The sequence below is a fragment of the Qipengyuania sp. SM2512 genome (assembly GCF_054954005.1).
In genome coordinates this window covers 2525136-2539982 of record NZ_CM143134.1, presented here as the reverse complement: position 1 = coordinate 2539982, position 14847 = coordinate 2525136, and the positions used below count along the sequence as shown (strand labels likewise).

Sequence of the window (14847 nt, the reverse complement as noted above, 5' to 3'; positions counted from 1 at the left end):
ATCCGGGCCCTGCCCCGCCAATTCGCCGCTGTCGAGGGTAGAGAAACTCGCTTCGCTAGCGGGCAGTCACCGCGGCGAGCTTGCGTTCGAGCCGGTTCACCAACGCCGCGTCCTCGCTCACCCGCGCAAGGGCACGGATCGCCGGCGGAAAGAGCGGCTGCAATTTGTAGGCGCGCCACGCGAACTGGCGGGCCTCCGCGATAGCACCAAGCTGCACCGCCACCTCACTGCGCAGGGCCAGCACCGCCGGATCGCTGCGCGCGCCGTGGGCAATGGCGCTGTCGAGCATCCCCGCTGCCAACGCGAATTGCCCGCGCGAGGCCAGCCATCCGCCATAGAGGCCGGCAGCCGATGCTTCGTTCCCGCCGCCCGAGAGGTAGCGTTCGAGGACCTCGCCGACCGCATCGGAATCGCCCTTCATCGCATAGGCGGCAATCAACCGCTGGGTGAGCGGCCAATCCCGCCGCACCTGCGCCGCCCGCGAATAGGCCTGAATGGCCCGGTCGATCTCGCCACGGACGAGCAAGGCGTCGCCGAGCAGGCTCTGGGCGTCACCCGATCCTGCATGCTCACGCGCAAAATTCCCGGCTTCGACCATCGCTCTTCCGGTCTGACCGTTGCCGAGGTGCGCGCGCACGAAGTCGCGCAGATCGGGGCCGCTGTCGATCTGATCGAATCGCAGGGCATCGGGCAGGGTTCGGCTTGGAAGGGGGGAAACAGCCAGCGCTGAAGGGCGCGCGGCAGCGTCGAGGAACGCCGCCGCTTCCTCGCGCCGGTCGAGCGTTTCCAGCGCTCTCCCCACCACCGTTTTAAGGTAAGGGGACGCGCGCCGCTCCGAGGCCCGCTCGGCTAGGCGCGCGACCAGCTCACGCTCGCCCCCACTCAGCATCAGCGACCTGGCGAGCAGACGGACGGCGCGCCGATTGTCGGGCTGGAGCTGCGAAAGCCGGTCAAAGGTCAGCGCGGCGCTCGCGTGATTGCCCAGTTCGAGATCGAGTATGCCGCTCAGCAGCAAAGCCGCGGGTGTTTCCGCCTCCGCCTTCGGCACGCGCTGCAACAATGAACGGGCAAGATCGAATTCGCGGCCGCGGGCGGCAATAACGGCGCTGAGATAGACGATCCGCGGCGCGTTCGGCGACAGTTCGCTCGCGCGGCGCAAGGCGGCGAGGGCAGCTCCCGCCTCCCCCGCATCTCCCAACGTCGCGGCATAGTCTGTCAGCAATCCGACATCGTCGGGTGCCGCCTCCAGCGCGGTACGCAACCACTTCAGGGCAGGCCGCGGTCCATCGGAATCGCGGACCAGCTGTGCGCGAAAGCGCAAGCCGACCGGGTTGCCCGGATCGATCGCAAGCGCGCGGTCCGCGGCTTCGATCGCCTGCAATTGCTCGCCGCCGCGATAGCGCAGGCGGCCGATCTCGGCCCACAATTGGGCGTTGTCGGGATCGGCATTCAGAGCCCGGTCGTACGCCGCCCCCGCCGCGGCAAGGTGGCCTTCGCGCATTTCGAGTTCGCCCAGCATGCGAAAGCCCAATCCGGTGGTCTCGTCCGAGAAGGCGTCTCCTTCCAGCCAACGGCGCGCCTTGGCCAGATCGTCTTGTTGCAAGGCAGCCTGACCGAGATAGGCGGCGAGCTCTGCTTCTGCATGGCCCTGCCCGAGCATGGCGCGCAACCGGCCTTCGGCGGCACGGCCATCGCCGCGTGCCAACGCCGCCTGCGCGGTCTCGAACGGCGAGGCCCGCTCTTCGGGCTGCCCACAGGAAGCCAGCAGCCCGGGCAGCACCGCGACCAGCACGATCCGCCGAAGGTCAGCTCTGAAGGTCATATTGCTTGAGCAGGTCGTAGAGCGTGGGCCGACTAATGCCGAGCAGCTTGGCGGTGCTCGATATATTCCCGTCGGTGCGCGCCAGTGCCTGGCGGATGACTTTGCGGTCGGACCGTTCGCGCGCGCTCTTGAGGTTGAGCGGCAAACCGCCCTCCTCATCCTGCGCGTCGGCAAGGTCGAGGTCTTCCGGCGTGACCAGCTTGCCATCCGCCATGATGACCGAGCGTTTCACCCTGTTCTCGAGCTCGCGGACATTGCCCGGCCAGGCCCAGCCGTCGATCGCCGCCAGCGCATCGGGGGTGAAGCCCTGCACCTGCGGGTTCATTTCCTTCGCATGGCGGGTCAGGAAGGCCTTGGCGAGCAGCACGGAGTCCCCGGCGCGCTCGGACAGGGTCGGGATCTTCACCACGATCTCCGCCAGACGATAGAACAGATCCTCGCGGAAACTCGCCTCGCCGATCATCGTCTCGAGATCCTGATGCGTCGCGCAGACGATCCGCGTGTCGACCGGAATGGGTTTGCGCCCACCGATCCGCTCGATGGTGCGTTCCTGCAGGAAGCGCAGCAGCTTGACCTGCAATTGCAGCGGGATGTCGCCGACCTCGTCGAGAAACAGCGTTCCGCCATGGGCGAGCTCGATCTTGCCCTCGGTCGTCTTGACCGCTCCGGTGAAGGCGCCCTTCTCGTGGCCGAACAGCTCGCTCTCGAGCAGGTTTTCCGGGATTGCCGCGCAATTGATCGCCACGAAGGGCGCGTCGCGGCGTTCGCTCGCATCGTGGAGCCCGCGCGCAAGCAGTTCCTTGCCGGTTCCGCTCGCGCCCAGCAGCATCACCGACACGCTGGTCCCCGCGACGCGTTCGATCATCCGCGAGACCTTGAGCATCTCGGGCGCGGCGGTGATCATGGTCCCCAGAACGGTGCGGTCTTCGCCCACGCGATCGGCCAGGCGCCGGTTCTCGTCCTCGATCTCATGCAGTTGCAGCGCCCGGTCGACGATCAGCCCCAGCGCCTCGATATCGATCGGCTTCTGGTAGAAGTCATAGGCGCCGCGCTGAATCGCCTGCAACGCGCTGTCGCGTGCACCATGGCCCGAGGCGACGATCACCTTCGTATCGGGTTTCAGCGCCATGATGGCGTCGAGCACCGCGAAACCCTCGCTGGTCCCGTCGGGGTCGGGCGGCAGACCGAGATCGAGCGTCACCACTGCCGGTGCTTCAGCACGCAAAGCGGTCAGCGCGGATTCCCGGTCGCCGGCGATCAGCACGTCGAAACCGTCATAGGCCCATTTGAGCTGCGCCTGCAGACCCTCGTCGTCCTCCACCACCAGAAGCTTGGGCTTGGCGTTCGCCATCATGCGACCTCGTTCTTTCTGGCTTGCGCTTCGTCGGGCCCGGTCGCGCCAGTCGGCTGTGTGCCCGACCGCGTAGCGAACAGCTTTTCTGCGGCATCGGTCGGCAGGCTGATCGAAAAGCGGCTCCCGAAGCCTTCGCGCGATTCGACGTCGAGCCGTCCGCCCATCGCCCGGATCATCACCCGTGCTTCATGCGCACCGATCCCGAAGCCGCCTTCCTTGGTCGAGACGAAGGGCTTGAACAGCTCGTTGCGAACGAATTGGGCGCTCATTCCGCGACCCGTATCGGCGACCACAATGGCGCCGCGCAAGCCTTCGTTGCGGACTTCGATATGGACGGGTGCGTTCTCGTTGCTGGCATCGATAGCATTCTGGACGAGGTGAACCACGGCCTGTTCGAGACACTCGCGATCGGCGAGCACGAGGGTGCGACCGACGCCGGAAAAATGGACCGGATGGTGGCGGGAAAAGCGGTTCGCGAGCATTCTTGCGAGTTCCGCTAGGTCGACCCGCTCGCGCCGCCCACTATCAACGCCGCCATAGCGCCCGAGCCGGGCGAGCAGGGCGTTGAGCTTGTCCGAACTGTTGCGCAGCGTAATCAGCATGTCCTTGCGGAATTCAGGGTTGTCCGCATGCTTCTCGGCATTGGTCAGCAGCAGCGCCATCTGGCTCGACAGATTCTTGATGTCGTGCATCACGAAGGCCATCCGCCGGTTGAACTCGTCGAACCGGCGCGCTTCCTCCAACGCTTCCTGGCCGGCCTGTTCGGCCAGATAGCTTGCCACCTGCTTGCCCGCGACACCGAGGAGATCGAAATCCTCCCAGTCGAGCCCGCGGTGGACCGGCGGTCGTCCGAGTATGACAACGCCGACGAGCCGATCATGGTGGTTCAGCGGGACCGCAGCCCAGCCCTGGATTTCATCGAGCAGCCAGGCCGGGACCAATTCGGCCTCCCCGTGATGGGAGAGCCCTCTGCGGCTTTCGTCGAGATCGACGATCAGCGCTTCACGCTCAAGCAGTCGCGCGAGTTCCAGCGGCATGGCCGGCGCGGGAACTTCGATCTGCGGCCAGCGCCAGCGCGCGCCGAGGGTGAGGATGCCGTCTTCGTCCGGGACCAGCAGCAACCCGCAGGGACTATCGGTGATGTCGGCGAGCGACTGGACTGCGCGCTCCGGAAGGCTGCCCTCCCCCGGCGCGCGACGGCCGATCGTATGGGTAAAACGGATCCATTCGGAACGATAGTCGTAGCGGTGCTTGAACAGATGCTTGGTCGCCATCACCCGCAGCCAGTCGCGGAACCGCGGAGACGGAAGCCACAGGACGGTGAAAGCCGCTGCGGCCAGCAGAAATCCGACCTGGGTGATCCGTCCCAGATCTCCCGAGAAACGCGCCGCCCAGCCCGACAGGAGTACCATGGTGGCAAAATAGCCGCCGATCAGCACCAGTGAGAGCAGTTGGAAAGTGACCGCGCGCGAAGGGCGGAAGGTCAGCCCCCGGCCCGAGCGGGCGAAACCGACCGCGACGCCGCAAGCCATTCCGGCCATGACCAGCCCGCGCAATCCGCTCAGTTCGGCCAGCGCCCCGCCACCAAGATAGGCGACAGTGTGATAGTTGAGCTCGAAGCCCCAGAACAGCGTGAGCGCGCCCGCGCTCCACGCCAGCAACCGGCGCGACATGTCGGCGGCACCGGCGTAGAGATTGTGCAGCAAGACCAGCGCGCCCACCGCGACGAGGATGTGGAACAGCGCCAGGGTCTCGAATGCAGTTCGCGACGCTTCCCGCCCGGCTCCGCCATCGGTGCCAATGACGATGACCACGCCTTGAAGCAGCTGAACGAAGATGAGCGCACCGATAACGGGGCGCACCAGTTGCAGACTCGCATCGCGGCCATCATTGGCAAACAGGCGGAACAGGACGATCGTCCAGGCAAGGTCGCGCGCGGTTTCGGCAAAGTGGGAAACCGCGCGGTCGGCTCCGAGGGCCGCGACGGCCAGGCACCACAAAGCAGTCACCGAGAGCGCGACCAGCGTTGCCGCGCGGTCCGAGCGATCGCGCCGCCCGCTGCGCGCGATCCAAGCGGCCGCAAATACGCAGCCCAGCGCGGCGATGCCGAAGGCGACGAAGGTCAGGATCTGCTCCATGGCCCTAGCGCGCGCCCTCGGGCCAGAGGACCACGCGGAAGGTCTGCAGGAGAATCAGAATGTCCAGGAAGGGCGTATAATTCTTGGCGTAATAGAGATCGTATTCGAGCTTGTGGCGCGAATCCTCGATCGAAGCGCCATAGGGATAATTGATCTGCGCCCAACCGGTAATGCCCGGCTTCACCATATGCCGCTCGGCATAATAGGGCAGATGCTCGTCGAGATCCGCGACGAATTGCGGCACTTCGGGACGCGGCCCGACGAAGCTCATCTCGCCCTTCAGCACGGTCCAGAGTTGCGGCAGTTCGTCGATCCGCACCTTGCGAATAAAGCGGCCGATGCGGGTGATGCGCGGGTCGTTCTCGGTCGCCCATTGCGCGCCGTCCTTCTCGGCATCTCGAGCCATCGACCGCAGTTTGATCACCGCGAATGGCTCACCGTACAGCCCCACCCGGGTCTGACGGAAGAATGCCGGACCCTTGCTCTCCATTTTGACGAGCAGCGCGAACAGCGCGATGATCGGGAACGTAACCAACAGAAGCAGGAGGCTAACGATGAGATCGAAAGCACGCTTCCCGGCCCCGGAAACAGTGCGACCCGCGGAGAAGCCGTCGGAGAATATCAGCCAGCTGGGGTTGAGCGTGTCGAGATCCACGCGGCCCGTTTCGCGCTCGAGGAAGCTGCTGAAGTCGTTGACGTGGACCCCGCGCGTTTTGACCCGGAGCAGGTCCTTGAGAGGGAGCGAATTGCGCCGCTCCTGCAACGCCACGATCACTTCGATGGCACCGACGCGTTCGACATAGCGGCCCAGATCGCCAATCGTGTCGCGCGGTACGGCGTCCGCGACTGCCAACGGGCCTTCGTCCATCGCGACGCAGGCGACGACATCGAAACTGCTGCCCGATTTGGTCGAAAGCTCGCGCAGCCGCTGAGCGCGCGAACCGGCGCCGAGAACGAGCACCCTGCGGCGGAACGTCGAGGTTCCGAGTGTAGGACCCAGAATGACGCGATTGGCGATCAGCAGCGCGATCGCGAGGATCATCGCGTAGAGCAACACCGAGCGCCAGAACATATTCCCCGGGATGAGAAAGTCGAGCAGCGAAATCCCCAGCACGCCAAGGCTCACGGCGACCAATAGCCGTGCGGTCGCGAAACGCAGCGAGCGCAGCGCATCGGGCCCGTAACTGCCCACCGCGATCATCGCCAGATTGACCACCAGAGCAAAGGCGAGGATCTCGGGGAAGCGCTCCAGCACCGGTCCGGCGTCGGTGTCGATCTGCCAGACACGAAATTGCCATGCCGCTTCACCCGCCAGCAGCAACAGCAGCACATCGACCGCTCCCAACACCATGACGGCGTGGGGTATGTAGTGTTTGAACATTCTGATCATGCGTTGCCGGCCCGATCGCTCATTGCCAAGCAGCTATAGCTTGGACAAATGAACTGTCGGTAAATTTTACAGGCCCGGAGCGAAGAACGGAGGCGGCCTCGGTAAAGCGTCAATTATCCCGACATCATCACTCTGGGAGAGAATCCCCGAGAAACGACCCTGAGCGCAGGGTCTCGCAACCCGCCATCCACCGCATCGGTCACGGCTTCGCCGGTCCGCTGGGCCGCGTCGCCAATCCAGCCCGAACCGCCGCCGCGCTTCTCGTCGATGATGACGGCGCGCGCGCTTACAATTGTTAAATATTGGCGGCTTGATCCGCGAAGTCGAACGGAGTCGTCCCGCGCGTCACCGGATCGAAGCGCAAGCGCCGGCCGATCGGCGGCAGGGAGCGCTGCTCGCACCCGGCAATATGGCAACGGCGACAGCCCGGTCCGATCGGCACGGCATCTTCCCGCCGCAGCGAAACACCGCGTGCCTGCGCCAGCGAACCCGCCAGCGAAGCGTCGAGCCCGAGCAGCACTGCAAACCGCGCCGCGCTCCCCGTTCCGGTCCCCTCGACGGTGCGCCCGATGGTGAACCAGATATCTGTCTTGTTGCCGTCGCCCTGCGAGTTGACCGTCTGGACGAGCAGATCGCCCGAGCGTTCGAAAGCCTTGTGCGCGATCCAGAGCGGACAGCTGTGCTCGGCCTCGATCAGCTCGGCACCGCTCGCGCCGACGATCCGCTTCGAAAATTGCCCCGCACGGTCGAGGCGGACCATGAAGAAGGGCAGTCCGCGCTGCCCCACGCGCTGCAGCGTGGTGAGGCGATGGGCGAGCTGTTCGAAACTCACCCCGAAACGCCGCTGGAGGACGGGCAGATCGTAATCGGTGGCGTCGCAGGCGCGCAGGAAGCGGCCGTAGGGCATAATCAGCGCAGCGGCGAAATAGCCGGTGAGATGGTAGAGAAACAGCTCGCGCGCCGTTTCGTCGTCGAAGCGTGCGCCCTGCGCGATGGTATCGATGGCCTCGCGCTGCTCGAGCTGCGCGAGTTGCACGGCCAGCTGGAACACGCGCGATTCCGGGGGCAGCATCTCGGACAATTGCACCTGCCGGGCGTGGAGATCGAGCCGGCGGACCGCGCCGGGCATGATCTCGCGTGGCAGCAGGCGCACCGCGAACTGATGGCGCTCGCGCAAGCGCTCGGTCAGCGCGACCCACAGATCGCCGCGCGACAATCGCATTTCGTCCGACAGCTCTTCCGCCGCCCGGTCGAGATCGCCGAAATGATTGCGCCAGCGCTCGATCTCGCGGCGCGACGAGACGATAGGATCGGTGCCGGGGACGCTTGCTTCCCCGGCGCGGTCGTAGAGCCGGGCGAAGGCGGCGGCGGCCTGCGGAGCCGAAGACAGGAACTCGTCCACCTCCTCCCGGTCGATGGCGAGATCGGCGAAGCGCTCGTCGGCGAAGCGGCGCGCCAGACCGTCGAGCCCGCCGATCGTCGCGTCTTCGCGCAAGGTCCTCGGGTCGAAGTCGAATTCCTCGACCAGACGCATCATCACCCGCGCGCTGACCGGCCGCTGGTTGCGCTCCATCAGATTGAGATAGCTGGGCGAGATGGAGAGGCGCGCGGCGGTCGCGGCCTGGGTCAGGCCCTCGCGGCGACGGATGCGGCGCAGCGCCGGTCCGGCGAAGACGGATGAATCAGCCAAATTCTGTAATTTCCTTTACAACATTACACCGTATTTAGCGGCGGAACGCCCGATTTGACAAGATAGCTTGTAAGTTTTCCTGTCATTCTGGGCGCCAAGGCGCAAGTTGAGTGCAACGAGATTCACAGGAGATGCACATGACCTATCAAGCCACCGTCGATGATTTTGCCAAGACCATCGGGGACAATGGCGCGCCATGGGCAGCGATCGACGCCGAGAGCGCGGCGCGGATGCAGGTCCAGAACCGCTTTCCTACCGGGTTGGACATTGCGAAATACACCGCGAAGATCATGCGCGCGGACATGGATGCCTATGACACCGATCCCGCGCATTACACCCAGTCGCTGGGCTGCTGGCACGGCTTCATCGCGCAGCAGAAGATGATCTCGATCAAGAAGCATTTCGGGACCACCAAGCGCCGTTATCTCTACCTCTCGGGCTGGATGGTTGCCGCGCTGCGCAGCGATTTCGGCCCCCTGCCCGACCAGTCGATGCACGAGAAGACCAGTGTGTCGGGACTGATCGGCGAGATCTATACCTTCCTCAAGCAGGCCGATGCCCGCGAACTGGGGGGCATGTTCCACGAACTCGATGCCGCCAAGGAGCGCGGCGACGAGGTAGAGGCCAAGCGCATCAAGACCGCGATCGACAATCACGAGACGCATGTCGTGCCGATCATCGCCGATATCGACGCCGGTTTCGGAAATGCCGAGGCGACCTATCTGCTCGCCAAAAAGATGATCGAAGCGGGCGCCTGCGCGCTGCAGATCGAGAACCAGGTCTCGGACGAGAAGCAGTGCGGCCATCAGGACGGCAAGGTCACCGTGCCGCATGAGGACTTCCTCCAGAAGATCCGCGCGATCCGCTACGCCTTCCTCGAACTCGGCATTCCCGAGGGGATTATCGTCGCGCGTACCGATTCGCTGGGCGCCGGCCTCACCAAGCAGATCGCTTTCTCCAAGGAGCCCGGCGATCTGGGCGACCAGTACAATGCCTTCCTCGATGCCGAGGAGGTCGACCCCGCCAATGTCACCAATGGCCAGGTCTTCATCAGCCGCGACGGCAAGCTGCTCAGCCCCAAGCGGCTGCCCTCGAACCTCTATCAGTTCCGCGCCGACACCGGGGTGGACCGGGTGGTGCTCGACTGCGTCACCGCGTTGCAGCACGGTGCCGATCTGCTGTGGATCGAGACCGAGAAGCCGCATGTCGACCAGATCGGCAGCATGGTCGACCGCATCCGCGAGCAGGTGCCCAACGCCAAGCTGGTCTACAACAATTCGCCCAGTTTCAACTGGACGCTCAATTTCCGCCAGCAGGTCTATGATGCCTGGGAAGGGGCGGGCAAGGATCTGTCGGCCTATGACCGCGCCCGGTTGATGAGCGTCGATTACGATGGCACCGAGCTGGGGATCGAGGCGGACGAAAAGATCCGAACCTTCCAGGCCGATGGCGCCAAGCGCGCGGGCATCTTCCATCATCTGATCACGCTGCCGACCTATCACACGGCCGCGCTCAGCACCGACAATCTCGCCAAGCGCTATTTCGGCGAAGAGGGCATGCTGGGCTATGTGGAGCAGGTCCAGCGCCGCGAAATCCGCGAAGGCATCGCCTGCGTGAAGCACCAGAACATGGCCGGCTCCGACATCGGCGACGACCACAAGGAATATTTTGCCGGCGAAGCGGCATTGAAGGCCGGCGGCAAGGACAATACCATGAACCAGTTCGCGGCCGCATGAGCCGCAGCGGAGAGAGGATCTTGCCATGACGACCGACACCACTTCTGGCGCAGCCACACCCGAACCGGCCCGTGAACCCGGCCGCGAGCCGGGCCGCGCCCGCGCCCTGCTCTCGACCGCCGATTTCCGCCTGCTGCGCACCGCGCTGTCGAGCCATGCGCGCCAGACCGACGATCGCGAGGAACTGGCGAAGATCAACGCGCTGCATCACCGGCTCGGCACCTATGCGCCCGACGCCGAGTAGCTGACCCTTTTCTCCTGGGGAGGAGAAAGCGGCCGCCGGAGTGCTTATGGCACGCCGGCGGCCGTAACTTTTTTAAGCGAGTTGCTCAGCCGCCCCGAGCGGGCATCAGCGTCAGTGCCGCGCTGGCGAGACCTTCCGCTCCGGTTGCGATCACCTTCTCGGCATCGGGGGCCCAGAACGGCGAATGCAGCGACGGCAGCGAACCCTCGCCTGCCGCCGCTTTGTCGAGCTGCTCCTGCGGCACCCCGCCGACCCAGAAGATCAGCGATTCGACATCGTCGGGCGCGGCGCGGCGGAACTGACCGAAGTCTTCGCCGCCCATAACGCTGGGCACCTGCATCACCCGCTCCTCGCCGAAGCGGGTGCGGAAATGCGCCATCACCGTCTCGGTGAAATCGGGGTCGTTGTAGGTCGAGGGCGTATAGGGATCCTCCACCGTCACGACCGGCATCTTGTCCTCGGGCATCCCCGCCGCCATCGCCTCGCCGCGCGCGATCCGCGCGATCCCGTCGAGCAGCAGCTTGCGCGACTCGTCCGAATAGCTGCGCACGGTCAGCTGCAGCTTGGCTTCGTCGGAGATGATGTTGTGCTTCGCGCCGGCGTGAAAGCTCCCGACGGTTACCACCGCCGGATCGAGCGGCGAGCTTTCGCGGCTGACCAGCGTCTGCAGCTTCATCACGATCGAACTCGCGAGCACCACCGGATCCTTGGTCGTGTGCGGATAGGCGCCGTGCCCGCCAACCCCGGGAACGGTGATGTCGACGCTGTCGACATTGGCCAGCGCGAAGCCGGGCGAATAGCCGACCATCCCGGCGGGAAACTGCGCCGCGTCGTGAAAAGAAACCGCGTAATCGGGCTTGGGAAAGCGGGTGTAGAGACCGTCCTCGAGCATGGCGAGCGCGCCCAGACCGATCTCCTCGGCGGGCTGGAGGATCATCACCAGCGTCCCCTGCCACTGGTCCTTGCGGTCGACCAGCAATTGCGCCGCCCCGATGAAGCCCGCCATATGCGTGTCGTGGCCGCAGGCGTGCATCACCCCGGTGGTGACCCCGCTGGCGGGCGTCGCGGTCTTTGTCGAGGCGTAGGGCAGCCCGGTCTGCTCGACCACCGGCAACCCGTCCATGTCGGCGCGCAGCAGCACCACCGGCCCCTCGCCATTGCGCATCACCGAGACGACGCCGGTCTGCCCGACGCCTTCGGTCACCTCGAAGCCGAGATCGCGCATCCGTGCGGCCAGCTTGGCGGCGGTCTCGTGCTCCTCGAAGCTGAGTTCGGGGTTGGCGTGAAGATCGCGGTAGAGCTCCATCAGTTCGGGCATGTCCGCCATCAAATCGTCGCGCAGATCGTCGGCCTGCACCGGAGCGGCAAAGGCCAGTGCGGTGGCCGATATGGTCGCGGCCAGGCTCAGTCGTGACAATCTCATGGTCGTGTTTCTCCCCCTCTGTGATGACATCGGCGTGATGCAATCGTCCGGATCAGTGTTGCAGACCCGGCCCGCATAGGAAAGACCTCACGGATCGCTTCAAAGATCGTAGGTCAGCACGAGCATGATCGAGAGCGTGGTCACCATCAGGATCACCAACGGCACGCCGGTACGGATGTAGTCGCGGAATTCGTAGGAGCCTTCGGCCATGATCAGCATGTTGGTCTGATAGGCGATCGGAGTGGCGTAACACAGATTGCAGCCGAACAGCACCGCGAGGATCAGCGGTTCGGCCGGCAGACCGAGCTGCGCCGCGATGGCGAAGGCGATCGGCGTGCCCACCGTGGCCGCGGTGGCGTTGGAGGCGAAATTGGTCAGCACCGTCACGAACAGCATGATCGAGGCAAGCACCGCTGCGGGCGCGAGATATTGCAGCCCGTAGGCGAGCAATTGCCCCAGCCAGAGCGCCGCACCGCTGTCGTCGACGATCCGCCCGATCGCGATGCTGGCCGCGATCAGCACGATGACCTTGGCCGAGAGCGCGCGGCCCACCCGGTCGAATTTGACGCAGCCGGTGACGAACATCAGGATCGCTCCGCCCAGCGCGGCGATGGCGATGGGCAGCAGGCCGACCGAGGCGGTCCCGACCGAGCCGAGCATGATCGCTCCCGAAAGCACCGCCTTGGAGCGGCGCGGCAGTTCGCGCATGCCTTCCAGCGTGAGCAAGCTGTCGCTGCGTGCGAAAGCCTGCAGTTCGTCGGGCAGCCCCATCACCAGCAGGACATCGCCCTCGGCCAGGCGCAGATCGCCGCCTTCGCTGTATTTGTCGTCCGGGCCCATCAACCGCTCGGGACGATGGATACCCACCACCGCCACGCCGTAGAGATCGGCGATCCCCGAACTGGGCAGCGTGCGGCCGATCAGCCGCGAATCGCCGGTGACGGTCATTTCGACCACCACGATATCCTGGCGGGTTTCCTCCCCCTTGCGCTTGATCCGGTCGAGCACCCAGCCGGGCGCAGCCTCGCCCTTGAGCAGGCGCATCGCTTCTTCGAGCGACTCATGCGGGCCCGACATCCGCAGCCGCTGCTGCGGGCGCAGCAGCCCGGTCGGAGCCTCGTGAAACTCGATATCGGCGGGCAGGCGCGGGAGGATTTCGGCCAGTTGCTTGCCGTTGAGCAGACTGCCCTCGGTCACACGCAAGCGCGCGGAGAAGCGCCGGTTGATCCCGGTCTGCGCGACCGAATTGTCGCCCAGCAGCCGCGGCATGACCAGCCACAGATAGGGCAGTGCCACCAGCGCCGCGACCAGCACGATCGGGGTGAAGTCGAACACCCCGATCGGGGGCATCCCGAGATCGCCGGCAATCGACACCACCAGAATATTGGTCGAAGTGCCGATCGTGGTCGCCATCCCGCCGATCAACACCGCGGCGTTGAGCGGGATCAGCGTCTTGGAGGCGGGCATCGCGCCGCGCGCCGCCAGCGTGACGAAGATCGGCAGCAGCAGCACCAGCACCGGGGTGTCGTTGACCCCCATCGACAGCAGCATCGCCAGCACCAGCGAGACCAGCAGCCCGATCTGGAGATTGAACTTGAACATCCGCTCGAGGAAGCGGGCGGCGGGCTCGAGCGCCCCCGTCACCACCAGTCCGCGTCCCATGATCATCAGCGCGCAGATGGTGATCAGCGCGTAGTGACCGAATCCGGCGAAGGCGAGCTCGAGCCCCTCGGTCGGTCCGGTCCCCGGCAGCGGAAAGAAATAGAGCCCGACCGCGATCACCGCGATGGTCAGCAGCGAGACGATCTCGACCGACAGCCGCCCGCGGGCAAAGCCGATGAACATCGCGATGGTGACGGCAAGCGCCGCGATCGCGTGAGGATTGGGAATGCCGGGCATCATATGCCGGCGCGATTCCCAAAGCTGGCGGGTGAACACAAGTTAATTCGGCGCGCGAGATACGAATTGCCGTGCCGGTGCGACCAGGCTTGGCGATCGGATCGCAGCATGGGCGGTGGTGCCCCTGGCCGGAATCGAACCGGCACTCCGTTAGGAACTCGATTTTGAGTCGAGCGCGTCTACCAATTCCACCACAGGGGCATCGTCGCGTAACCGGCGGATAGCGGGACCGGGTGCCGCTTTCAAGCGGCTTGCCGCCGCGCCTTCACCGCTAGCGCAAGGCGCCGGCGAGCAGCTTGTGCAGCCGCGAATGCAGCGAGTCGTTCGCGGCCAGAATCTGCGCCGAATGGATCGGGTTCGAGCGGCCGCGGAAGTCGGAGACGAAGCCGCCCGCCTCGCGCACGATCAGGCAGCCCGCAGCGGTGTCCCAATCCTTGAGCCCGCTTTCCCAGAAGCCGTCGAAGCGGCCGGCGGCGAGCCAGGCGAGATCGAGCGAGGCCGCCCCATAGCGGCGGATACCCGCCACCTGCGGGCCGATCGCCGCGAAGATCTTGGTCCATTCGCCGAAGTCGCCATGCCCCATGAAGGGGATCCCGGTGGCGACCAGCGCCTCGTCCAGGCGCGAGCGCGCGGAGACGCGCAGCCGTCCGTCGTGGAGCCAGGCGCCGCGGGTCTTTTCGGCCCAGAAGGTCTCGTCGGTGATCGGCTGGTAGATGACCGCGGCACTGACATCGTCCCATCCGCCGCCGCCGGGCTTGGGTTCCTGCACCGCGATCGAGATCGCGAAATGCGGGATGCCGTGGAGGAAGTTGCTGGTGCCGTCGAGCGGATCGACGATCCAGCGCGGCTTGTCGGGATCGCCCTCGATCGTGCCGCCCTCTTCCAGCACGAAGCCCCAGTCGGGGCGCGCGGCGAGCAGTTCGTCATAGAGCGTGCGCTCGGCGATCTGGTCGGCCTTGGAGACAAAATCGGCGGGGCCCTTGCGGCTCACCTGGAGGTGCTGGACTTCGCCGAAATCGCGGCGCAGGCGGTTGCCCGCCTTGCGCGCGGCGCGTTCCATGACGCGGATCAATCCGGATAGGGCTGGCATGGTCTTCCTGTTCTTTCAACGCGGGGCCTGCCGCACACAGGCGGCGCCCCTGGGCAAAGCG

The 14847-nt window shown here is 65.5% G+C and carries 10 protein-coding genes and 1 tRNA gene; 2 read left to right on the top strand and 9 right to left on the bottom strand.

Going from position 1 to position 14847, the window contains the following annotated elements:
- Window positions 1-55: 55 nt before the first annotated feature.
- The 5 genes from ACQ5J0_RS12675 to ACQ5J0_RS12655 all read right to left on the bottom strand — a co-directional run bounded on the left by ACQ5J0_RS12675 (window position 56) and on the right by ACQ5J0_RS12655 (window position 8394).
- Entirely contained in the window at window positions 56-1822 is a 1767-nt protein-coding gene (locus tag ACQ5J0_RS12675; RefSeq protein ID WP_462567865.1) for a tetratricopeptide repeat protein, read from the bottom strand.
- On the bottom strand, window positions 1806-3173 hold the full coding sequence (gene prsR, locus ACQ5J0_RS12670; RefSeq protein WP_462570116.1) for a PEP-CTERM-box response regulator transcription factor: 1368 nt from the start codon (window positions 3171-3173) through the stop codon (window positions 1806-1808). The genes ACQ5J0_RS12675 and prsR overlap by 17 nt, the downstream gene beginning before the upstream one ends.
- The gene (prsK, locus tag ACQ5J0_RS12665; RefSeq protein ID WP_462567864.1) at window positions 3173-5314 is read right to left on the bottom strand and encodes an XrtA/PEP-CTERM system histidine kinase PrsK; all 2142 of its coding nucleotides are present in this window, start codon (window positions 5312-5314) and stop codon (window positions 3173-3175) included. The genes prsR and prsK overlap by 1 nt, the downstream gene beginning before the upstream one ends.
- A 4-nt stretch (window positions 5315-5318) precedes the next feature.
- Window positions 5319-6704, bottom strand: a complete 1386-nt coding sequence (locus tag ACQ5J0_RS12660) for a TIGR03013 family XrtA/PEP-CTERM system glycosyltransferase (RefSeq protein ID WP_462567863.1) — start codon at window positions 6702-6704, stop codon at window positions 5319-5321.
- A 295-nt stretch (window positions 6705-6999) separates the two neighbouring features.
- Window positions 7000-8394 carry a helix-turn-helix domain-containing protein gene (locus ACQ5J0_RS12655; RefSeq protein WP_462567862.1) on the bottom strand — a complete coding sequence of 465 codons (1395 nt, stop codon included), beginning with the start codon at window positions 8392-8394 and terminating at the stop codon, window positions 7000-7002.
- Window positions 8395-8531: 137 nt separating this feature from the next.
- On the opposite strand from ACQ5J0_RS12655, the gene ACQ5J0_RS12650 reads away from it, so the two are divergent.
- Together ACQ5J0_RS12650 and ACQ5J0_RS12645 are read left to right on the top strand one after the other, a co-directional pair.
- On the top strand, window positions 8532-10130 hold the full coding sequence (locus ACQ5J0_RS12650) for an isocitrate lyase (RefSeq protein ID WP_462567861.1): 1599 nt from the start codon (window positions 8532-8534) through the stop codon (window positions 10128-10130).
- Window positions 10131-10155: 25 nt separating this feature from the next.
- Window positions 10156-10374, top strand: coding sequence for a hypothetical protein (locus ACQ5J0_RS12645; protein ID WP_462567860.1), 219 nt, complete (start codon window positions 10156-10158; stop codon window positions 10372-10374).
- Window positions 10375-10459: 85 nt separating this feature from the next.
- Here the strand turns inward: ACQ5J0_RS12645 and ACQ5J0_RS12640 are convergent, their stop codons facing one another.
- The 4 genes from ACQ5J0_RS12640 to ACQ5J0_RS12625 all read right to left on the bottom strand — a co-directional run bounded on the left by ACQ5J0_RS12640 (window position 10460) and on the right by ACQ5J0_RS12625 (window position 14786).
- The gene (locus tag ACQ5J0_RS12640) at window positions 10460-11797 is read right to left on the bottom strand and encodes an amidohydrolase (protein ID WP_462567859.1); all 1338 of its coding nucleotides are present in this window, start codon (window positions 11795-11797) and stop codon (window positions 10460-10462) included.
- Between the two features lie 99 nt (window positions 11798-11896).
- Window positions 11897-13699 carry an SLC13 family permease gene (locus tag ACQ5J0_RS12635; RefSeq protein WP_462567858.1) on the bottom strand — a complete coding sequence of 601 codons (1803 nt, stop codon included), beginning with the start codon at window positions 13697-13699 and terminating at the stop codon, window positions 11897-11899.
- A gap of 113 nt (window positions 13700-13812) precedes the next feature.
- Window positions 13813-13897, bottom strand: a tRNA-Leu gene (locus ACQ5J0_RS12630).
- 70 nt (window positions 13898-13967) lie between these two features.
- A complete protein-coding gene (locus ACQ5J0_RS12625) occupies window positions 13968-14786 on the bottom strand; it encodes an inositol monophosphatase family protein (RefSeq protein ID WP_462567857.1) in 819 nt (272 codons plus the stop codon).
- Window positions 14787-14847: the final 61 nt, after the last annotated feature.